Annotated in this window: 20 protein-coding genes; 8 read left to right on the top strand and 12 right to left on the bottom strand. The window is 64.9% G+C overall.

All coding sequences use genetic code 11. The features are described 5' to 3' along the window. Positions 1 to 61 precede the first annotated feature (61 nt). The 3 genes from U0023_RS07215 (at position 62) to U0023_RS07205 (ending at position 3,047) form a co-directional block, all read left to right on the top strand. Positions 62 to 1,363 carry a sugar ABC transporter permease gene (locus U0023_RS07215; RefSeq protein WP_009763001.1) on the top strand — a complete coding sequence of 434 codons (1,302 nt, stop codon included), beginning with the start codon at positions 62 to 64 and terminating at the stop codon, positions 1,361 to 1,363. Between the two features lie 11 nt (positions 1,364 to 1,374). Next, entirely contained in the window at positions 1,375 to 2,154 is a 780-nt protein-coding gene (locus U0023_RS07210; RefSeq protein ID WP_009763002.1) for an ATP-binding cassette domain-containing protein, read from the top strand. 140 nt (positions 2,155 to 2,294) lie between these two features. Further along, positions 2,295 to 3,047: an SDR family NAD(P)-dependent oxidoreductase gene (locus U0023_RS07205; protein ID WP_009763003.1), complete on the top strand. Its 753-nt coding sequence runs from the start codon at positions 2,295 to 2,297 to the stop codon at positions 3,045 to 3,047. Positions 3,048 to 3,218: 171 nt separating this feature from the next. On the opposite strand, the gene U0023_RS07200 is transcribed toward U0023_RS07205, so the two are convergent. The 4 genes from U0023_RS07200 to U0023_RS07185 form a co-directional block, all read right to left on the bottom strand. Further along, positions 3,219 to 4,502 (bottom strand): AmpG family muropeptide MFS transporter, encoded by a 1,284-nt coding sequence (locus U0023_RS07200; RefSeq protein ID WP_407667412.1) that lies wholly within the window; start codon positions 4,500 to 4,502, stop codon positions 3,219 to 3,221. 124 nt (positions 4,503 to 4,626) lie between these two features. Further along, a complete protein-coding gene (locus U0023_RS07195; RefSeq protein ID WP_009763005.1) occupies positions 4,627 to 5,379 on the bottom strand; it encodes an SGNH/GDSL hydrolase family protein in 753 nt (250 codons plus the stop codon). Positions 5,380 to 5,390: 11 nt separating this feature from the next. Further along, positions 5,391 to 6,548 carry an OpgC family protein gene (locus U0023_RS07190; protein ID WP_009763006.1) on the bottom strand — a complete coding sequence of 386 codons (1,158 nt, stop codon included), beginning with the start codon at positions 6,546 to 6,548 and terminating at the stop codon, positions 5,391 to 5,393. A 162-nt stretch (positions 6,549 to 6,710) separates the two neighbouring features. After that, entirely contained in the window at positions 6,711 to 7,544 is an 834-nt protein-coding gene (locus U0023_RS07185; protein ID WP_009763007.1) for an SIR2 family NAD-dependent protein deacylase, read from the bottom strand. 122 nt (positions 7,545 to 7,666) lie between these two features. Here U0023_RS07185 and U0023_RS07180 point away from each other — a divergent pair, with 122 nt between their 5' ends. Continuing rightward, a complete protein-coding gene (locus U0023_RS07180) occupies positions 7,667 to 8,242 on the top strand; it encodes an NUDIX domain-containing protein (RefSeq protein WP_009763008.1) in 576 nt (191 codons plus the stop codon). Positions 8,243 to 8,413: 171 nt separating this feature from the next. On the opposite strand, the gene fghA is transcribed toward U0023_RS07180, so the two are convergent. Both fghA and U0023_RS07170 read right to left on the bottom strand, forming a co-directional pair. Beyond that, positions 8,414 to 9,262, bottom strand: coding sequence for an S-formylglutathione hydrolase (gene fghA / locus U0023_RS07175; protein ID WP_009763009.1), 849 nt, complete (start codon positions 9,260 to 9,262; stop codon positions 8,414 to 8,416). A gap of 14 nt (positions 9,263 to 9,276) precedes the next feature. Next, the gene (locus U0023_RS07170; protein ID WP_009763010.1) at positions 9,277 to 10,389 is read right to left on the bottom strand and encodes an S-(hydroxymethyl)glutathione dehydrogenase/class III alcohol dehydrogenase; all 1,113 of its coding nucleotides are present in this window, start codon (positions 10,387 to 10,389) and stop codon (positions 9,277 to 9,279) included. A gap of 117 nt (positions 10,390 to 10,506) precedes the next feature. Between U0023_RS07170 and U0023_RS07165 the strand changes: the two genes are divergently transcribed. Then, complete coding sequence (locus tag U0023_RS07165) at positions 10,507 to 11,172, top strand: MBL fold metallo-hydrolase (RefSeq protein WP_009763011.1); 666 nt, start codon at positions 10,507 to 10,509, stop codon at positions 11,170 to 11,172. Positions 11,173 to 11,298: 126 nt separating this feature from the next. Here the strand turns inward: U0023_RS07165 and U0023_RS07160 are convergent, their stop codons facing one another. Then, the gene (locus tag U0023_RS07160) at positions 11,299 to 12,765 is read right to left on the bottom strand and encodes a catalase (RefSeq protein WP_009763012.1); all 1,467 of its coding nucleotides are present in this window, start codon (positions 12,763 to 12,765) and stop codon (positions 11,299 to 11,301) included. 97 nt (positions 12,766 to 12,862) lie between these two features. Here U0023_RS07160 and U0023_RS07155 point away from each other — a divergent pair, with 97 nt between their 5' ends. Then, a complete protein-coding gene (locus U0023_RS07155) occupies positions 12,863 to 13,774 on the top strand; it encodes a LysR substrate-binding domain-containing protein (protein ID WP_009763013.1) in 912 nt (303 codons plus the stop codon). Between the two features lie 24 nt (positions 13,775 to 13,798). Here the strand turns inward: U0023_RS07155 and U0023_RS07150 are convergent, their stop codons facing one another. Continuing rightward, positions 13,799 to 15,034, bottom strand: a complete 1,236-nt coding sequence (locus U0023_RS07150) for a YeeE/YedE family protein (RefSeq protein ID WP_009763014.1) — start codon at positions 15,032 to 15,034, stop codon at positions 13,799 to 13,801. Positions 15,035 to 15,250: 216 nt separating this feature from the next. On the opposite strand from U0023_RS07150, the gene U0023_RS07145 reads away from it, so the two are divergent. Continuing rightward, entirely contained in the window at positions 15,251 to 16,282 is a 1,032-nt protein-coding gene (locus U0023_RS07145; protein WP_009763015.1) for a cysteine synthase A, read from the top strand. A 210-nt stretch (positions 16,283 to 16,492) separates the two neighbouring features. Here the strand turns inward: U0023_RS07145 and U0023_RS07140 are convergent, their stop codons facing one another. From U0023_RS07140 to U0023_RS07125, 4 genes are all read right to left on the bottom strand, one after another. Beyond that, positions 16,493 to 16,969, bottom strand: a complete 477-nt coding sequence (locus U0023_RS07140; protein ID WP_009763016.1) for a hypothetical protein — start codon at positions 16,967 to 16,969, stop codon at positions 16,493 to 16,495. 128 nt (positions 16,970 to 17,097) lie between these two features. Next, complete coding sequence (locus U0023_RS07135; RefSeq protein ID WP_009763017.1) at positions 17,098 to 17,865, bottom strand: sulfite exporter TauE/SafE family protein; 768 nt, start codon at positions 17,863 to 17,865, stop codon at positions 17,098 to 17,100. Positions 17,866 to 17,975: 110 nt separating this feature from the next. Further along, a complete protein-coding gene (locus U0023_RS07130; protein ID WP_009763018.1) occupies positions 17,976 to 18,515 on the bottom strand; it encodes a GNAT family N-acetyltransferase in 540 nt (179 codons plus the stop codon). 8 nt (positions 18,516 to 18,523) lie between these two features. Then, on the bottom strand, positions 18,524 to 19,123 hold the full coding sequence (locus U0023_RS07125; protein WP_040638650.1) for a helix-turn-helix domain-containing protein: 600 nt from the start codon (positions 19,121 to 19,123) through the stop codon (positions 18,524 to 18,526). 181 nt (positions 19,124 to 19,304) lie between these two features. On the opposite strand from U0023_RS07125, the gene U0023_RS07120 reads away from it, so the two are divergent. Next, on the top strand, positions 19,305 to 19,562 hold the full coding sequence (locus U0023_RS07120; RefSeq protein ID WP_009763020.1) for a hypothetical protein: 258 nt from the start codon (positions 19,305 to 19,307) through the stop codon (positions 19,560 to 19,562). The last annotated feature ends 25 nt before the right edge of the window (positions 19,563 to 19,587 follow it).

The raw sequence follows: 19,587 nt of genomic DNA, 5'->3' as shown, positions 1-19,587 counted from the left end.
GGATCCCTTCCCTCGCTTCGCTTGCCGGGGATGACACTTCATTGATTTCTTGCGTGACGCCATGACCGCACCCATTGCCACGACTGCTCCGCCGCCGCCGAGCACCGCTTCCGGATCGCTCCTCTCGAAACTCGAAATCGATGTCCGCATGCTCGGCATGCTGGCGGCGCTCGCCGTGATCTGGATCGGGTTCGACATCCTCTCCGGCGGCGTGTTCCTGACGCCCCGCAACCTCTGGAACCTCTCGGTCCAGACGGCCTCCGTGGCCGTCATGGCGACCGGCATGGTGCTCGTCATCGTCACGCGCAACATCGACCTGTCGGTCGGGGCGATCCTCGGCGTCGTCGGAATGATCATCGGCGTCGCGCAGGTGCAGTGGCTGCCGGCCTATCTCGGCCTGGAGCATTGGCTGACGGCACCGCTCGCCGTGCTGATCGCGCTTGTGGCCGGCGGGCTCATCGGTCTGTTCCAAGGCTGGCTCATCGCCTATCTCGGCATTCCCTCTTTCATCGTCACCCTGGGCGGCCTGCTCGTGTGGCGCGGCGCGGCCTGGTGGGTCACGACGGGTCAGACCGTCGCGCCGATGGATTCGCGCTTCAAGGCTTTCGGCGGCGGCGTGGAAGGCGCGCTCGGCGCCACGGCCACCTGGATCATCGCGGCGATCGCCTGCGGCCTCATCATCGTGGGCTTGGGCCTGACGCGCCGACGTCGCCTGCGCTTCGGGTTCCCCGTGCGCCCGGGCTGGGCCGATGCGGTAATCGCCGTCGTCGCCTGCGGGGCCGTTCTCGCGACGGCTGCGGTCTTCAACGCCTATCCCATGCCGATGGGATCGGCCCGGGCCTGGGCGGAAGCCCGCGGTATCGCGTGGCCCGACGGCGGCATGTTCATCTCCCAGGGCGTCGCCTTGCCGGTGCTGATCGCCGTCCTGGTCGGGCTCGTTATGACCTTCATCGCCACGCGCCGGCGCTTCGGCCGCTACGTCTTCGCCATCGGGGGCAATCCGGAGGCGGCGGAACTGTCGGGCATCAACACACGCTGGACGCTCATGAAGGTGTTCGGCCTCATGGGGCTTCTGTGCGGCATCTCCGCCTGCATCTCGACCGCGCGCCTGAACGCGGCCACGAACGCGGCCGGGACCCTCGACGAATTGTACGTGATCGCGTCCGCGGTCATCGGCGGCACGTCGCTCGCCGGCGGCATCGGGACGATCGCGGGGGCGATGCTCGGCGCCCTCGTCATGCAGTCGTTGCAATCGGGCATGGTGCTGCTCGGCGTCGACACGCCCCTGCAGAACATCGTCGTCGGCGCGGTGCTCGTGCTGGCGGTGTGGGTCGACAGCCTCTATCGCCGTCGCATCAAGTAAGGAGGCGCATCATGCACACCAATGGAACGACGCCTCTCGTCGAGATGCGCAACATCTCCATCGCGTTCGGCGGCATCAAGGCCGTGGACGGCGTGTCCGTGGACCTTCGCCCCGGCGAGGTGGTGGGCCTGCTCGGCCACAACGGCGCGGGCAAGTCGACGCTGATCAAGATCCTGTCCGGCGCCTACCGGCCGGATTCGGGCGAGATCTACGTCAACGGCGAGCATGCGGACATCGCGACGCCCCGCGACGCCAAGCGCTACGGCATCGAGACGATCTACCAGACGCTCGCGCTCGCCGACAACATCGATGCGGCGGGCAACATCTTCTTAGGCAGAGAAGTGCTGACGCCCTACGGCACTCTCGACGACGCGACGATGGAGGCCGAGACCCGCAAGGTCATGGCGCGTCTCAATCCGCATTTCCGCCGCTTCAAGGAGCCCGTGAAGGCGCTCTCCGGCGGCCAGCGCCAATCCGTGGCGATCGCGCGCGCGATCTATTTCAATGCGCGCGTGCTCATCATGGACGAGCCGACGGCCGCGCTCGGCCCCGCCGAGACGCAGCAGGTCGCCGACCTCGTGCTGCAGCTGAAGAAGGAAGGCATCGGCATCTTCCTCATCAGCCACGACATCCACGACGTGTTCGGCCTAGCCGACCGGGTGAGCGTGATGAAGAACGGCAAGCTCGTGGGCTCTGCCGATGTGCAGGACGTCACGCAGGACGAAGTCCTCGGCATGATCATCCTGGGCAAATGCCCGCCCGGCGCGACGCCGGGGCCGGGCGCGAGCTGATCCTTTGATGTCATCCCGGACGAAGCGTAGCGAAGAACCGGGATCGGTTGCAGAATAAGACCCGATTCTGTTCCGAAGACTCCGGAACCTGCGGCGCAGCTCCGGGATGACGGAACTCCATTTCAATCAAGTGAGAAACCATGACCCAGACGACTTATGGCTCCCTGAAGGGCAAAACTGTTCTCATCACCGGGGGAGCCAGCGGCATCGGTGAGAGCATCGCGCGTTCGTTCCATGCGCAGGGCAGCAAGGTCGCCATTCTCGACTACAATGCCGAAGCCGGGCAGGCTCTGGCGAAGGAGCTCGGTGAGCGCGTGCATTTCGAGCACAGCGACGTGCGCGACATTCCGGCCTTCCAGGCGGCGATCCGCCGTGCGAGCGAGGCGATCGGCCCGATCACGATTCTCGTCAACAACGCCGCCCGCGACGACCGCCACACCATCGATCAGGTGACGCCGGAATATTGGCGCGAGCGCTTCGCCACCAATCTCGACCACCAGTTCTTCGCAGCCCAAGCCGTGCTGCCCGACATGGAGAAGGCCGGCGGCGGCTCGATCATCAACATGGGCTCGACGAGCTACATGGTGAGCGACGATTCCTTCGCCGCCTACAAGACGGCGAAATCCGCCGCCGTCGGTCTGACCCGCGCCCTGGCGCGCGAACTCGGACCGAAGAACATCCGCGTCAACTGCCTCGTGCCCGGCTGGATCATGACCCAGCGTCAGATCGACCTCTGGCTCACGCCGGAAGGCGAGAAGGAATTGCTCAAGCGCCAATGCGTGAAGCGCAAGCTCGTGCCGCAGGACATCGCGAACTTCGCCCTGTTCCTCGGCGCGGACGATTCCAGCGCCATGTCGGCGCAGACCTATCTCGTGGACGGCGGCTGGGTCTGACCGCCGTTCGGGCGCTGTCGTTCAGGATGTCGCCAGACGAACCGATGAGTACTCCCGTCATGGCCGGCACTGTGCCGGCCATCCCGCTTCTGAATGGCGCCTCGCCTTAATGAAACGGGATCCCCGGCACAGTGCCGGTGATGACGTGAGAGCGCGTGATGACGGTGAGACTCAAGCCCTCGAGCCGGCGCCGACCGGCTCGGAATCCATACCGGCCGCTTCCTCTTTATCCTCGACAGACTTCATCGTATCCCGGCGGATGATGAAGCACAGGACGACGAGCGGAATGGCGATGGTGGCCGTGCCCGTGAAGAGGGTCGGATAGCCGAAGTTCTCCACCACCGCGCCCGAGGCTCCCCCGATGAGCTTGCCCGGCAGGGCATAGAGCGAGCTGAGTAGCGCGTATTGCGTCGCGGCGAAGCCGGGTGAGGTGAGGCCCGACATATAGGCGACGAGGGCTGAGCCCGCAAAGCCCCCGGCGAAATTGTCGACGCTGATGGCGAGCGTCAGGCCCCACAGCGTCGCGTGTCCGGAGGCGAGCCATGAGAACATCAGGTTCGACCCGGCGGCGATGACGGCGCCGATGAGCAGGGTCCACCAGAGGCCGATCCGGGTGAGGGCCAGTCCGCCGGCAAAGGCGCCGATGATGCCGATCCAGACGCCGTAGAGCTTCGACACATTGGCGATGTCGGCCTTGCTGAAGCCCAGGTCGATGTAAAGGGGATTGGCCATGATGCCCGACGCATAATCGGGGATCCTGTAGCAGGCGATGAGCGCGAGGATGGGGATCAGCATCGAGCCCTTGCGCCGGTAGAGATCCGCCAGCGGCTCGATGATGGCCTTGGCGATGGGCAGGCGCTCCCGGGCCGGTCCTTCGTCGATGCGGGGGGCGAGCAGGGTGCCGATGAGACCGACGGCCATGAGGGCGGCCATGGCAAGGTAAGCGCTGTGCCAATTCGCGAATTCGGCGATGTACAATGCGCCGGCGCCCGCCGTGATGAGGGCGAGCCGATAACCCAGCAACAGGGCTGCCGCCATCATGCCCTGGCGCTCGGTCGCGGCGGCATCGATGCGCCAGCCGTCGATGACCACATCCTGGCTCGCCGAAGCGAAGGCGACGAGAACGGCGAAGAGGATGGAGAAGGGAAGACCGGATTGCGGGTCGGTCGATGCCATGCCGATCAGCCCAGCAGCGACACCGAGCTGCGTCAGAACCATCCAGCCCCGACGACGGCCGAGAAGGCGCGCGAGAACAGGAACGTCGTAGCGGTCCACGACCGGAGCCCAGAGGAATTTCAGGGAATAGGCCAGGGCCACCCAGCTCATCATGCCGATGACGGTCAGCGAGATGCCCGCTTCCCTAAGCCATGTGGACAGGGTGCTGAAGACGAGCAGGAACGGCAGCCCCGAGGAAAAGCCGAGGGGCAGCATGAGCGCGACGCGCCCGTCGGTCAGGACGTCGCGCAGGGACAGACGGCGTTTGGCTGAGGCGGCGATGGGAACCCCCGAACATGGTTGCCGCAGGCCCGGCCCGGGATCGGGAGGCGTGCGGTTCGGCCGATATCGTCCCGCAGAGGCGTTAACGATCTCTCACGGAAGCCGCCGCCGTGACGGTTGGCCTCGCTTCGGCGACGGAATGCTCCACCATGGCCTGAAGGGCATCGGCCATGCAATCGGCAAGACGATCATAGCCCTTGTCGCCCATGTGGAAGCCGTCGGCGGACAGCATGGAGCGCAGTTCCTCGGGGGAGCGGCTGTTCCACTCCTTCATGAGGGCATAGCGTGAGAACACGCCGATCTTGCGCTCGAAGCCGGTTGCGCTGACGGCGTTCACGAACCGCTCGTAGCGGGCCAAGTCCTTGATCGAGGGAAAGTACTGCTGGTCCAGGAGGACCATTTCGGTCCCCGACTGCCGGACGGCGGAAATGCCCCGCTCCAGCAGGGCCCTGAATGCGGTCTCGTCGACGCCGTTGATGGCGTCGTTCGTGCCGACCTGCCAGATCACGAGATCGTATCTGTCGGCCTTGAGAGCGGCTTCCAGGCGTTCGATGGTCTGGATGACGGTTTCGCCGCCCTTGCCGGAATTCACGACCGTGACCGGCTCTTTCCAGAGCGCCGCCAGATCGTCCTCGAGCTGGGCCGGATAGGTGTGATCGGGCGAAGAGGCGCCGATGCCCTCGGTCGAGGAGGAGCCGATGGCGAGAATGCGAATGGGCTGGTGCCGGAACAGCTTGCCGGCGAGACCCGGGATGGCGCTCTGCCCTTTCAGGCGAGCGGAGGCGCTGGAACACGCGGGAGCGTTGTCGGCCCGTGCCGAAGCCCCCGCCCCCAAAACTGCAAGACCTAAGAGAACCGCCCCTGAGAGGCGGGCAATCCGAGATCCTTTGCCAGCCCCTTCGGCGGGACGGCCACGTTGAGCTTGTTCCATTCGAGATATCGCGCCAGCGCAAGAAGACCAATGATACCGATGATGGTGAATACCATCCCGATCATCTGCGGACTAGCGGAGGATTTGACGGCGGCCAGCGTCATGGTGACCTGCCCCAGGGCGCTCAACAGCGATCCCGCGGCGAAGATCATGAGTGCGTTACGGCCCAGCCGCTTCAGGTCGGGGCCGACGAAGGTGCGCTTGAGGACTTCGCCCACGGGGAACTGGGTCACGATGTAGGCAAGGGCGAGGAAGTGGACGATCCGGCCGAGCCCCAGGTCATGCTTCGTCAGGTCGAAAAGCGCATGGGCCGTTTCGGGCAGGTGCGGGAAGAACCCGAAGCCCGCCGTCGTGAACAGCAGGGACAGGACCACGACGAAGATGGACGCGAGCATCAGGGGGCGGCTGTAGAAGTTCTGGCGCCTGAGCATGAGAATGCCGGTCCCAATCCCCAGCGTGAACAGAATCTGCCAGGCGAAGGGGTTGAAGAACCAGGTTCCCGGCTCGGGCCAGCTCCGCAGAGTGAGAAGCTCCATGCGGGCAAGGCCGTAGAGGCCGGCGGATACCGCTAGGGCGAGACCGAGATGGACCCGCGCCAGGACCAGCGCCACCGGAGCCCACAGCATGAGCATGATGTAGAGCGGCAGGATGTTGAAATAGCCGAGCTGATGGCCGAGCAGGAGGATCCCGGTCACGCCCTTCGCCGTGTCGCCGAAGACCATGCTGCGGCCATGCTCTTCGATGAGGCCGATCTCCTCGCTCAGCTCGTAGCCGATGGAGAAGAGCGCGATGGCGCCGGCGGTGAGGAGGAGATGCATCCGGTAGAGCTCGAAGGCACGTCTCAGGCAGCGCTTGACGACGCCGACGATGTCGCCCTGGGGGATCTTTGGATAATAGACGAGCGCGACGGACAGGCCGGAGATGAAGATGAACGCCTCTGTCGAATCGGAGAACCCGAAATTCCGCGGCGTGACATGCTCGATCAGGTTGCCGGGGATGTGATTGACGAAAATGATCACGAGGACAAGCCCGCGCCAGAAATCGATCGTCGTGTTGCGTCCCAAGACCTTCATCGACCCACTCTTGAACCTGTCCTCGATGGAAACGCCAACAAGGCAAAGGGGTTGCCCAGGAGCAATCGCACCTGTGCAGGAACCCCGCGAATCTTCTTGAATGGATGAGTTTTAGCACAAAAGCTTGGCGGGTCGAGATGCGATGCCATCACACATGCATGATCAGGTCCGCGTTTCTCTGTCGTCGGCCCCTTCCACGGCCTTGCTCAGCTTGGCGAGAAAGGTTTCCAGCGCCTGCTCGGACGGGCAATCCTTCTCCGTCAGGACCTGCAGGCCCCATTGCTCCAGGACCGCCTGCTCGACGGGATTGGAGCGCAGCATGAAGATATAGGATTGCGGCCGGTCCCGTTCGTAGCCGGAATCCACCCAGGTCTTCCAGAGTCGGTGCAACAGGAAACGGATGTTGAGGTCCCGCATGCTGTAGCCGATGAACAGGATGGTCTTGCCCAGCGCATCCGAGCGGAACTTGATGTCGATGGGCGATTCGAAGGACAGGCGGTCGAGATAATCGGTCTCGGCGATCACGATGGAACTGTCGTCGTCGAAATCGCCGTGGTACTTCACGATCTGCGGCACGCCCGGCTGAATGCGCGCGATGTCCTTGGCATTGACGATCTTCACGTATTCCCTGCCATGCAGCTCGAACGAGGTCTCGAGGTTCCGGTCGAAATTCGTGGTGTAGACGATCGGGAACTCGAGCTTGCAGATCAATTCGTGCACGCGCGAGGATTTCAGCGCTTCCTCCGGGATGCTCCAGTTCCGGTCCATCCAGCTGCGCAGCGGGCCGATGCTGCCCTGCTTGAGACGGTAATATTCCGCCAGCGTCAAATGGTTGAGCTCGGTGCCCCGGAATTCCGACAGGTCGATCTCCAGTTCGTCGGCGACATGTTCGATCAGGGTGTTCCAAGAGGGCAGGCCGACCGTCATGGAGACGCCGGCCCCGGCGAACAGAATGGCTTGCCGCTTCCGGATGGCGGCAACCAGGTCATCGAGCACGCAACTCTCCTTATACTAGCGACAGCCTTAACGCACGAAGCCGGCACTCTGCTTCAGCTGGGCTTGTGGGATAAGTTGAGCCCCTCGCGTGTTGCCATAGGCTTTAGAGGAGAGAACTGGACGTGGCAGGCTATCGGATCCAACAGATCGAGACCCTCTATGAGGGATGGCGCAAGCTTCTCAAGCTCACGGTCCGGATGCCGGATGACCGGACCATGGCGCGGGAGGTGCTGAACAGCGCCGATGCCGCTGCCGTGCTCCCCTACGATTCCGAGCGGCGCATGGTTATCCTGGTCCGGCAGTTTCGCGCGCCCGTGATGCATGTGGAGGGCCACCCGGATTTCCTGGAGGCCGTGGCAGGCCTGCTCGACGGGGACGATCCCGAGGGCTGCGCCCGGCGCGAGGCCATGGAGGAGGCGGGCCTTCGCATCGACCGGCTGGAATTCGTGGCCAAGGCCTGGTCGGCGCCCGGCCTGACGACGGAGCGCCTGCACCTGTTCCTTGCCCCCTACACGTCCGCCGACCGGGTCGGCGAGGGCGGCGGGCTGCCGGAAGAGCACGAGGACATCGAGGTGTTGGAAATCAGCCTCGACGCGTTGATGCGGATGCGGGACCAGGGCGCCATCGCCGACATGAAGACCCTGACCCTGGTCCAGGCCTTGCAGCTCCGGCACCCGGAGCTGTTCGGGAAGGAGTGAAGTGCTTCTTGCCGATGGGGCATATTTAGCACTTGGCCGATGACATCCTCCACGTCATGGCCGGGCTTGTCCCGGCTATTCCGATGCTGTGAATCGCTGCGTCTTTCCAATCGGGATCACCGGCACGAGGCCGGTGATGACGTCAGGGTTCAATCATCGCCGATCAAGCTCCTACTCGGCTCCAAGCCGTTCGGCATGCCAGCGCAGGTGGTCCTCGATGAAGGTCGCGATGAAGAAATAGGAATGGTCGTAGCCGTCTTGGCGACGCAGCGTGAGAGGCTGGCCCGCCTTGGCGCAGGCGGCTTCCAGGAGCTGCGGTTTCAGCTGGCTGTCCAGGAAGCCGTCGGCCGTGCCCTGATCGACCAGGATCCCGGGGAGCCGGGCACCGTCTTCGATCAGCGCGCAGGCATCGTAGTCGCGCCACGACGCGCGGTCTGGCCCGATATAATGCGACAGCGCCTTCTCGCCCCAGGGGCAGTTCATGGGTGAGACGATGGGCGCGAAGGCCGAGACCGCTTTGAAGCGCTCAGGATCGCGAAGCGCGATGGTGAGCGCCCCGTGGCCTCCCATCGAATGCCCCATGATGCCTTGCCGGCTCATGTCGGCGGGAAGGCTCTCGGCCACGAGCGCCGGCAGCTCGCGCTCCAGATAGGAGCGCATGCGGTAGTTCCGCGCCCATGGGGCCTCGGTGGCATCCACGTAGAAGCCGGCGCCCAGACCGAAATCGTAAGCGCCTTCCGGATCGTCCGGCACATTCTCGCCGCGCGGGCTGGTATCCGGGGCGACGAGGATCAAGCCGAGTTCCGAGGCCACCCGCTGCGCGCCCGCCTTCACGGTGAAGTTCTCTTCCGTGCAGGTGAGCCCGGAGAGGAACCACACCACCGGCACCTTGGCATCCCCGGCCTGAGGCGGAACGTAGACCGCCAGGCGCATGGGCGTGCCGGTTTCCCGGGAAGCATGACGGTAGACGAACTGCGTGCCGTTGAAGCAACGCGCCTGCGAGATGATCTCGAAACTCAACCCATCTCTCCCGATCAGTACACGATCACGGAGCGGATCGACTTGCCTTCGTGCATGAGATCGAAGGCGGTGTTGATCTCGTCGAGCGGCATCTTGTGGGTGATCAGATCGTCGATGTTGATCTTGCCCTCCATGTACCAGTCGACGATCTTCGGCACGTCTGTGCGACCACGCGCGCCGCCGAAGGCCGTGCCCTTCCAGACGCGGCCGGTGACGAGCTGGAATGGACGCGTCGAGATTTCCTTGCCGGCTTCCGCCACGCCGATGATGATGCTCTCGCCCCAGCCGCGATGGCAGCATTCGAGCGCCTGGCGCATCACGTCCGTGTTGCCGGTGGCGTCGAACGAGAAATCCGCGCCGCCGCCCGTGAGGTCGACGATGGCCTGCACGACCTTGTCGTTGCCGATCTCCTTCGGGTTGATGAAATCGGTCATGCCGAACTTCTCGGCCATGGCGCGCTTGGAGGGATTGATGTCGACGCCGATGATCTTGTCGGCGCCGACCATGCGTGCCCCCTGGATCACGTTGAGGCCGATGCCGCCGAGGCCGAACACCACCACGTTCGCGCCGGGCCAAACCTTCGCCGTGTAGATTACCGCGCCGATGCCCGTGGTGACGCCACAGCCGATGTAGCAGATCTTGTCGAAGGGCGCGTCCTCGCGCACCTTGGCGAGCGCGATCTCCGGCAGCACGGTGAAGTTCGCAAAGGTCGAGCAGCCCATGTAGTGGAACACGGTCTCGCCGTCGCAGCGGAAGCGGGACGTTCCGTCGGGCATCACGCCCTGGCCCTGCGTGGACCGGATGGCGGTGCAGAGATTGGTGCGGCGCGACAGGCAGGATTTGCAGTTGCGGCACTCGGGCGTGTAGAGCGGGATCACGTGATCGCCGGGCTTGAGCGTCGTGACGCCGGGGCCGACCTCGCGCACGATGCCCGCGCCCTCGTGGCCCAGGATCGCCGGGAACTTGCCCTCGGAATCGAGGCCCGAGAGCGTATAGGCGTCGGTGTGGCACACGCCCGTCGCCATCACTTCCACGAGCACCTCGCCAGCCTTGGGACCTTCGATGCGGATGGTTTCGATGGTGAGCGGCTTGCCAGCCTCCCATGCCACGGCGGCCCTGGTTTCCATGCTCGTGTCCTTAGCTCGTGATTCGATGCGGGGACTATGTGAAGCCGGGCTCCTCAAGGTCAATAGACGCGAGCCTTTCCAGCGCCCTCCGCAGCACCTATGTGTGGATGCGACACGATGAAGGAATTCTCTGTGCCAGACGTCAGCGCCACCATCATTCCCGTGACGCCCTTCCAGCAGAACTGCACGTTGCTGTGGTGCGAGAAGACGAAGAAAGCGGCCGTGGTCGATCCCGGTGGCGATCTCGACCGCATCCGCGAGGCGATCGCGCAGTCGGGCGTCAGCGTGGAGAAGATTATCCTCACCCATGGCCATATCGATCACGCGGGCGGAGCGGCCGAGCTGCGCGAGGACTTGGGCGTTCCGGTCGAAGGACCGCACGAGGCCGATCGTTTCCTGCTGGAGCGGCTGGCCGAGCAGGGGCAGGTCTATGGCTTTCCCGCCCGCGCCGTCACGCCGGACCGCTGGCTGAAGGAAGGCGATACAGTCACGGTCGGGGATCTCACCCTCGATGTGCTGCATTGCCCCGGCCACTCGCCGGGCAGTGTCGTTCTCGTCTCGCCGGCGCAGCGCTTCGCCCTCGTGGGCGACGTGCTGTTCCAGGGCTCCGTCGGCCGCGTGGACCTTCCCGGCGGCGACGGCAAGGCGCTGATCGCCTCGATCAAGGACAAGCTCCTGCCGCTTGGCGACGACATCGCCTTCATCTGCGGTCACGGTCCGATGAGCACCATCGGCCAGGAGCGGCAGACCAACCCGTTCCTGCAGGGTGAGGGGTTGCTTTAAAAACCTTCCTGTCATTCCGGGTTCGCCTCCGGCGCCCCGGAATGACAGTCCTGCAAACTGCAGAAACAAAAAACGGCCCGGGATCGCTCCCGGGCCGCTCCGTTTTGCCCCTACGGATCGTGCCGCTTACTCGGCGGCCTGGATCATCACGGCGCCCTTGAGGCCCATGCGATCCGCCACGCCGAGGCCGTAGGCCTTGTCGGCGAGGTAGAAGTGGACGATCTGGCGCTTGACGATCGCCTCCGGTACGCCCTGCATGGCTTCCGCGATGTTGTCCATGAGCCGGTCCTGCTCGTCCGGCGTCATGAGGCGGAACAGGTCGCCCGGCTGCTTGTAATCGTCGTTGCCGGCGCGGTGGTCGTAGCGGTCGGCATCGCCCGAGATCTTGAGCGGCGGCTCCGCGGCGCGCTGCGTCTGCACCGGGCCGTTGAAGGAGTTCGGCTCGTAATAGGCATCGCCGCGGTTCGGGATGTCGAACAGCATCGGGCCGTCCGCATGGTAGTGGTTCACGGCGCTGCGCGGACGATTCACCGGCAGCGCTTCGTAGTGGGTGCCGACGCGGTAACGGTGTGCATCCGCATAGGCGAAGATGCGGCCCTGCAGCATCTTGTCCGGCGAGAAGCCGATGCCGGGCACGATGTTCGACGGCGAGAACGAGGATTGCTCGACCTCGGCGAAATAGTGCTGGGCATTGCGGTTGAGCTCGAGGATGCCGACCTCGATCAGCGGATACTCGGCATGCGGCCACACCTTGGTGACGTCGAACGGATTGTAGGAGGTCTTCTCCGCATCCGTTTCGGGCATGATCTGGACGCAGAACTTCCAGCGCGGGAACTCGCCGCCTTCGATGGCCTCGTAGAGGTCACGCTGCGCGCTCTCGCGGTCCTTGGCCACGACGGCCTCGGCCTCGCGGTTCGTCCAGGTCTTGATGCCCTGCATGGACTTGAAGTGGAACTTCACCCAGAAGCGCTCGCCGGCCTCGTTGATGAACGAGTAGGTGTGCGAGCCGAAGCCGTGCATGAAACGGTAGCCCTGCGGCAGGCCGCGATCCGAGAACAGGATCGTCACCTGATGCAGGCTCTCGGGGCTGAGCGACCAGAAATCCCACATGGCCGTGGTGGAGCGCAGGTTCGTCGCGGGATGACGCTTCTGCGTGCGGATGAAGTCGGGGAACTTCACCGGATCCCGCACGAAGAACACCGGCGTGTTGTTGCCGACGATGTCCCAGTTGCCCTCTTCCGTGTAGACCTTCAGGGCGAAGCCGCGCACGTCGCGCTCGGCATCGGCCGCGCCGCGCTCGCCGGCCACGGTGGAGAAGCGCAGGAACACCTCCGTCTTCTTGCCGATCTCGGAGAAGACCTTCGCCTTGGAATATGGCGTGATGTCGTTGGTGATGGTCAGGGTGCCGTAGGCGGCCGAACCCTTGGCATGAACCACGCGCTCCGGAATGCGCTCCCGGTTCTGGTGCGCCAGCTTCTCGATGAGCTGGTAATCCTGGAGCAGAAGCGGGCCGCGGGATCCGGCCGACAGGCTGTTCTGGTTGTCGGCAATCGGCGCCCCCGCCGTCGTGGTCATGGTGGTTGTTTTTGTCATGGTCGTCCCCATTGAGTGCCGGGCACCATGCCGGGGAGGTTCGATAAGGTCCAATTGTATTGATTACAGGGTGTGATCAGATATTCTTATCGGCATCATGGTCACCCTTCGACAGCTCCGATATTTCGAAACGCTTGCGCGCACCCGGCATTTCGGCATGGCGGCCGACCAATGCGCCGTCACTCAGCCGGCCTTGTCCATGCAGATCAAGGAGCTGGAGCGGGAGCTCGGCATCGAACTCGTGGAGCGGCGGGGGAACTCGGTGGCGATCACGCCGGCCGGGCAGGAGATCGCCCAGAGGGCCGAGGCGATCCTGAATCAGGTGCGGGAGCTGTCGGATTACGCCCATCAGCATCAGGGGGTCCTGACAGGTCCGCTCCGCCTCGGGATCATCCCGTCGATCGCCCCCTATCTCCTGCCGGCGATCCTCACCGAGGTGGGACGGCGCTACCCGACCCTCGATCTCCAGATCCGCGAGACGCAGACGGGCGTGCTGGTCGAGGAACTGGTCCGGGGCGATCTCGATGCCGCTCTCCTCGCGCTGCCGATCCCGCAGCCGCAGGTCGAGACCATGGCCCTGTTCGACGACCGCTTTCTCATCGCCGTGCAGAGTGAGGCCGCCAAGGGCTGGTCGGGCGGGGATCTGCGCACCCGCATGGAGCGGGAGCGGCTGCTTCTCCTGGAGGAGGGGCATTGCCTGAGGGATCAGGCCCTGCAGTTCTGCCACTTCGCCAATATGCAGGCCCGCAAGGCGTTGGGCGCCGCGTCGCTCACCACCATCATGCAGATGGTGGCGGCCGGCCACGGCATCACGCTGCTTCCCGAACTCTGCGCCCAGACCGAGGTCGACCGGCAAAGGGTCGCCCTCATCGAGTTTCCCGATGACGCGCCCATGCGCAAAGTCGGACTGGCGTGGCGGCGAAGCTCGACTCGCAAGGGCGACTTCAGGGCATTGGGCGACCTGATCCGGGCGATCAAGCAGCCTGACGAAGAGGCCGAAAGGGGCTGAGAGTGATCTCAGCCCCTTGTCCGTTCAGCAGCCGGTGAGCTTCACGCGCTCCACTTCGAGGCCGAAGAGAGGGCGCAGGCGCGTGCCGATGACATTGCCGGCAAAGGCCGCGACGAGCCAGACCCAGCCGTGGAAGCTGCCGGACGCGATGCCCGAGAAGTAGGCCCCGATGTTGCAGCCATAGGCGAGCCGGGCGCCGTAGCCCAGGAGCAGGCCGCCGACGATGGCCGCGATGGCGGAACGCAGCGGGACCTTCCAGGTCGGAGCGAAGCGGTCGGCGAGCGACGCTGCCAAAAGCGCCCCGAGGATGATACCGAAATCCATCACCGTCGTGACGTCGTTGAAGATGCTGCTCTCGAGCGCGGCCCGGTTGGCGGGGCTCGACCAATAGGGCCAGCTCGCCACGTCGAAGCCGATGGCGGCCGCGATCTTCGAGCCCCAGAGGGCGAAGGCCGAGGTCACGCCCCACGGGCGGCCGGCGAGATAGAGCGTCACGAAGTTCAGGAGAGCCAGGGCGACCGCGCCCGCCACCAGCGGCCAGGGACCGCGCGTGAACCGGGCAAGGCCTTGGCGCGGGGAGGGGGCGGGTTGGATCAGCTGCCCATGGCGGCGCTTCTCGAGCACCACGGTCACCGCCGCGATGAGCGCGAAGACGGCAAGCTGCACGGCGAGCGCCGTCCAGGGACCCCACAGCTCGATGATCGAGATCTTGGGCAGGCTCGGCAGCGCGGTCCACCAGTGCAGGTGCGCTGCCCCGATGGCGGATCCGGCGATGAAGGCCGCGAGTGTGATCAGCATGCGGGTGGAGCCGCCGCCGACCGTGTAGAGCGTGCCCGAGGCGCAACCGCCGCCCATCTGCATGCCGATGCCGAAGATGAAGGCGCCGAACACTACCCCGATCCCGGCCGGCGAGACGTTGCCGGCGACCGGCTGGCCGAAGAGCGTCCCGGAGGCGAGGACGGGGAAGAACAGGATGGAGGCGATGGCCAGCATCACCATCTGGGCCCTCAGGCCCTCGCCGCGGCGATCCGCGATGAAGACCCGCCAGGCGGAGGTGAAGCCGAAGGCCGCGTGATAGAGCACGAGGCCGAGCGCCGCGCCGAGGACATAGAGCGCGGCCTGCTTCGGGTTGATGATGGCGCCCAGAAGAGCCGCGCCGCCGATGATACCGGCTGCGGCCGCCAGGGAAGCCGGGGTATTGATGGTCAAGCTTGCACGGTTTCCGACGGAAAGAGGCGAAGCTACGGCAGAGCTGGACATGGTCGCTCCTGAGCTTTCGTGAGATGATTGATTTCCAGGAGCCTGAGGCTCTTGCCACTACACAATGTGGTTCGATATAAAGAACGTCAAGTAATGTATTTTGATTTTTAATCACATACAAAAATGTGAATATCGCCCGTGGAGATTTCTCCTGAATGGCTTACACCTGATCCTTCGCATTCGCCGACCTCTTCTCGAAACCCGTAGTTAGGCGCCATGACCATCCAGCCCGACGTCCCCGCCGCCATCGGCAACACGCCCCTGATCAAGCTCCGCAAGGCCTCCGAACTCACCGGATGCACCATCCTTGGCAAGGCCGAGTTCATGAATCCCGGCCAATCCGTGAAGGACCGGGCGGCCCTGTTCATCATCCAGGACGCGGTGAAGCGTGGCGCTTTGCGCCCGGGCGGCGTGATCGTCGAGGGCACGGCAGGCAATACCGGTATCGGCCTGGCACTCGTCGCCAACGCGCTCGGGTTCCGGACGGTGATCGTGATCCCGGAGACGCAGAGCCAGGAGAAGAAGGACATGCTGCGGCTCGCCGGCGCCGAGCTGATCGAGGTCCCGGCCGTGCCCTACGCCAATCCCAACAACTACGTGAAGGTCTCGGGCCGGCTGGCGGAGCGTCTCGCGGCGTCGGAGCCGAACGGGGCGATCTGGGCCAACCAGTTCGACAACGTGGCGAACCGGCAGGCGCATATCGAGACGACGGGACCGGAGATCTGGGAGCAGACGGACGGAAAGGTCGACGGCTTCATCTGCGCGGTCGGCACCGGCGGCACGCTCGCGGGGGTCGGCATGGCGCTGAAGGAGCGCAACCCGAAGATCGCCATCGGACTCGCCGATCCGATGGGCGCCGCGCTCTACAGCTATTACACGACGGGCGAGCTGAAGGCGTCCGGTTCGTCGATCACCGAAGGCATCGGTCAGGGCCGCGTCACGGCCAATCTGGTCGATGCTCCCATCGATGTCGCGTTCCAGATTCCGGACGAGGAAGCGCTGCCGGTCATCTTCGAACTGCTCGAACATGAGGGGCTGTGCCTGGGCGGATCGTCGGGCATCAACGTCGCAGGCGCGATCCGCCTCGCCCGGCATCTCGGCCCCGGGCACACCATCGTGACGATCCTGTGCGATTACGGCACGCGCTATCAGTCCAAGCTCTTCAATCCGGATTTCCTACGCTCGAAGGACCTGCCCGTTCCCGCATGGCTCGAGAGGAAGAGCACCATCGATCCGGGACTCGTCTAGAGCATTTTTTGGCGAAGTGGATCCGGTTCGCCGTCAGAAAATGCGGATCGGAACAGAAGAGACGATTCCGCGCACGTGGAAACAACTCTAGCGCATCGGGCGCAAATGCGGGAACCGGTTTTGCGTGGAAAGATGCGCGGGACCGAAACGCCGAAGCACGACATGCGAGCGCCGCGTTCGTTGAACATCGAACGCGGCGCTCTTCGATGATCAGGCCGCCGAGGACGTCGTAGTTTCCGAACTCGTGGACGTCGCAGAGCTCGGGGATGAGGAAGAGCTGCCGGTGTCGTCGGAGCGCTGATGCTGCGGACGGCTGAGATTGGCCGGAGAACGGCCCGTCGTCGCTGTCGTTGCGGCTACCGGCTTGTGGGCGACGCTGTGCAGATCGGACTGGATGCTCTCGATCAGATCGACCAGCCAGGCCTCGCCGCCGTGAATGCGCTCGCGCAGCGCCGATTTCGCGATGTCGAGTTTGGCGGAAATCTCCATCGTGCTGCGCGACGGCAGATCACTGAAATCTTGCTCGATGGCGGAAAGCTCGCGCAGCAGCTCGTCGCGCAGCGGGCGCTGCTCCTCGGCCGTGATCAGCGGCGAGTTCAGCATGCCGCGCAGCGCAGCCCAGCGCAGGCCGAGAGCGCTTACCGATTGCGCTGCGTCCTGTCCTGTGAAGTTTTGGGAATCGGCCACAAGCATTTCCTTTTTTGCGAGCGTTGAGAATCGAGTGTCGCAGGAAGGAGCATGGTTGTGGCGTGAATCGGGCAGCCGCTGTCAAAAAGCTGCCCGACCGCGCGCTATTTCGAATATGGTTATCGAATTCAGCGGATAAAGAAATACAGTGTCAGTGCCGCGCCGACCGCGATGACGAGCCAGCGGATCACGCTCGCGGGCAGGCGTCGGCCGAAAACGACTCCGAGATAGCCGCCGATCACGGAAGCCGCGCCGACAACCAGGGTCTCGGGCCAGCTCACGAGGCCTGCCGCGATGAACAGCATTACAGCGACGAGCTGGATCAGCGTGGAGCACAGATGCTTGGCGGAATTGATCAGGTGGAAGTCGTCACCCTCGGTGATCGCGAGCGCCGCCAGCATGACGATGCCCATGCCCGCTCCGAAGAAGCCGCCATAGATCGCGACGCAGGTCTGGAACGCGAGTCCTGCCGCCCACGCCTTGTTGGACGGGTGATGCCCTTCCTGCTTTCCGATCTTGCGGGCGAGCGCCACGATCTTCGGGCTCGCGGCGAAGAGCAGGGTCGCGAACAGCAGAAGCCACGGCACGAGCCTGCGGAAGGCATCGTTGTTGGTGACGGTGAGGATGTAGGCGCCGATCACGCCGCCGATGAGGCTGACGATGCCGAGCGCCGCGAAGCGCTTCACATTCGCCGCGAGTTCCCGGCGGTAGGCCCAGGCGCTCGCCAGGTTGGCAGGCGTGACCGCGACCGCGCTCGTGGCGTTGGCGATAACGGGCGGGAGGCCTGCGGCCACGAGGGCCGAGAAGGTGAAGAAGGTGCCGCCGCCCGCAATCGCGTTGACGAGACCGGCCGCGAGGCCCGAGGCGGCGAGCAGCGCCGCAGTGGATAGATCCATGATGTTATCTGGCAGAGAACGCGCGGGAGAGTTGAAGAAACCCAGCCCATAGCACGGCGGCAGGACCCGATCCCATTAGGCCAACGTCTAGGCTTCCAGTTCCTCTCCGATCAGCCCGCCGGGAGCTGTTTGTAGAACACGGTCGTGTCGCAGAAGCCGCCCTTGGGCCAGAGGGCATAGTTCGGAATGACGCCGGAACGGGTCCAGCCGGCTCGCTCGTAGAGACGCTCCGCGTCGCCGCCCGTCACCGTGTCGAGGACGAGCACGGTCTTGCCGGCTGCGCGGGCGGCGTCTTCGGCGGCCTTCATCAGGGCCGCGCCGATGCCGCGTTTCCGGGCCCGGCCGTGGACGAGCATCTTGGCGATGTCGGCCCGATGGGGCTGGTTCTCCGGCTGCTTGAGCACGACCTGCACGGTCCCGACGATGCGCCCGCTCGTTTCCTCCTGGGCGACGAGCAGGATGCGCTCGCCCCGGGCGACACCTTCGGCGACGCCCTGCCAGAAGGCATCGGCCCTCTCCTGTGTCAGGGGCGCCATGAAGCTGACCGAGGCGCCGCCCTCGACGCAATCGATCAGGACGGCCGACAAGGCCGGGACCTGCTCGGCGGATTCCTGGGGCGAGAGGTGGCGGATGATGATCGGTTCGCTCATGGGCTTCCTCAGCGTTGAGAGCCAGTGCCGCCACGGGCATCGGTGGCAAGAGCCACCAGATAGCGGGCGGGTCGGTCGGTTCGGTTGCGGAACAGGGTCGGCCGGTCGAGGCGCATGGACAGGCAGTCCCCCGTGCCCAGGCGGTAGGTCTCCTCGCCCAGGGTGAGTTCGATCTCGCCCTCGACGATCCAGATCTGCTGGTGGACCACGGATGCGCGATGGCCCGTGTCGTAGCCCACGCGGGCGCCAGGCGGCATGATGACCTCGACGAGCTCAATGGGGGAGGGAAAGCCCGGGGCGGACAGATTGCGGCGCAGGTAGCCGCTGTCCGGGTCGCGCCAGACACGCTGGTCGGCGCGGCGCGCGAGCGGTGCGGCCTCCCGGCTGTCCCGCTCGGCGAAGAGGGACGCCAGGGTCACGCCGAGCCCCGCGGCTAGTTTGTCGAGCACGGCCGCCGTGGGGCTGCTCTCGCCGCGCTCGATCAGGGAAATCATGGAGCGGCTCACACCGGTGCGCTCGGACAACCCGTCCAGGGTCATGCCGCTCTCGGCGCGCAGATCACGCAGACGGGTCGCCAGATGGACGTGAATGGCGGATGTGCTTTCCATTAAATTAGAAAACCACTCCATTATGATGGAGTCAAGGCTCGCTTCCGGGAAATCGTCCGGTGACCCTGTGTGCAAAAAAGCCGTCGCCATGAAGCGTGGCAGCCATTAAGGCTGCGGTTTGCTGTGGATCGCGCTCGGTTCGTCCATTGCCCTCGGCGGAACAAAAGAAGATTTTCAAAGCATGTCGAACGTGATCCCCCTCGCTCCGCGCCTGAAGCAAGGACGCCCTCCTGTCGCCGAGGCAGAGGAGAGGGCCGCGCTCGCCGCCGACTTGATCGAGCTGATCGAGCGAGTCAGGGAGCTGACCGAGCATGTGGCCGGGCTTCCCGGCCCGCCCCTGCAGATCCAGCAGACGGCCCAGCAGCTGCTCGACGCCGGCACGGCGCTCGAACGGGCCGTGGATTCCCTGACCGAGGGCGGCGAGTGGGTGCCGTTCTGAAGCATCGAACGCAAAGCAGGAATCG

The sequence above is a fragment of the Microvirga lotononidis genome, from assembly GCF_034627025.1.
Taxonomy (GTDB): domain Bacteria; phylum Pseudomonadota; class Alphaproteobacteria; order Rhizobiales; family Beijerinckiaceae; genus Microvirga; species Microvirga lotononidis.
The sequence above is the reverse complement of the archived record's forward strand: the minus strand, read 5'-3'. Positions and strand labels throughout refer to the sequence as shown.

Excerpts from the sequence above, each read along its gene's own strand:
- U0023_RS07160 (WP_009763012.1), bottom strand. The coding sequence starts at position 12,765 with ATGACAAAAACAACCACCATGACCACGACGGCGGGGGCGCCGATTGCC.
- U0023_RS07135 (WP_009763017.1), bottom strand. The coding sequence starts at position 17,865 with ATGGATCTATCCACTGCGGCGCTGCTCGCCGCCTCGGGCCTCGCGGCC.
- U0023_RS07145 (WP_009763015.1), top strand. The coding sequence starts at position 15,251 with ATGACCATCCAGCCCGACGTCCCCGCCGCCATCGGCAACACGCCCCTG.
- U0023_RS07205 (WP_009763003.1), top strand. The coding sequence starts at position 2,295 with ATGACCCAGACGACTTATGGCTCCCTGAAGGGCAAAACTGTTCTCATC.
- U0023_RS07130 (WP_009763018.1), bottom strand. The coding sequence starts at position 18,515 with ATGAGCGAACCGATCATCATCCGCCACCTCTCGCCCCAGGAATCCGCC.
- U0023_RS07155 (WP_009763013.1), top strand. The coding sequence starts at position 12,863 with ATGGTCACCCTTCGACAGCTCCGATATTTCGAAACGCTTGCGCGCACC.
- U0023_RS07210 (WP_009763002.1), top strand. The coding sequence starts at position 1,375 with ATGCACACCAATGGAACGACGCCTCTCGTCGAGATGCGCAACATCTCC.
- U0023_RS07165 (WP_009763011.1), top strand. The coding sequence starts at position 10,507 with ATGAAGGAATTCTCTGTGCCAGACGTCAGCGCCACCATCATTCCCGTG.
- U0023_RS07215 (WP_009763001.1), top strand. The coding sequence starts at position 62 with ATGACCGCACCCATTGCCACGACTGCTCCGCCGCCGCCGAGCACCGCT.
- U0023_RS07120 (WP_009763020.1), top strand. The coding sequence starts at position 19,305 with ATGTCGAACGTGATCCCCCTCGCTCCGCGCCTGAAGCAAGGACGCCCT.
- U0023_RS07190 (WP_009763006.1), bottom strand. The coding sequence starts at position 6,548 with ATGAAGGTCTTGGGACGCAACACGACGATCGATTTCTGGCGCGGGCTT.
- U0023_RS07150 (WP_009763014.1), bottom strand. The coding sequence starts at position 15,034 with ATGTCCAGCTCTGCCGTAGCTTCGCCTCTTTCCGTCGGAAACCGTGCA.
- U0023_RS07170 (WP_009763010.1), bottom strand. The coding sequence starts at position 10,389 with ATGGAAACCAGGGCCGCCGTGGCATGGGAGGCTGGCAAGCCGCTCACC.
- U0023_RS07125 (WP_040638650.1), bottom strand. The coding sequence starts at position 19,123 with ATGGAAAGCACATCCGCCATTCACGTCCATCTGGCGACCCGTCTGCGT.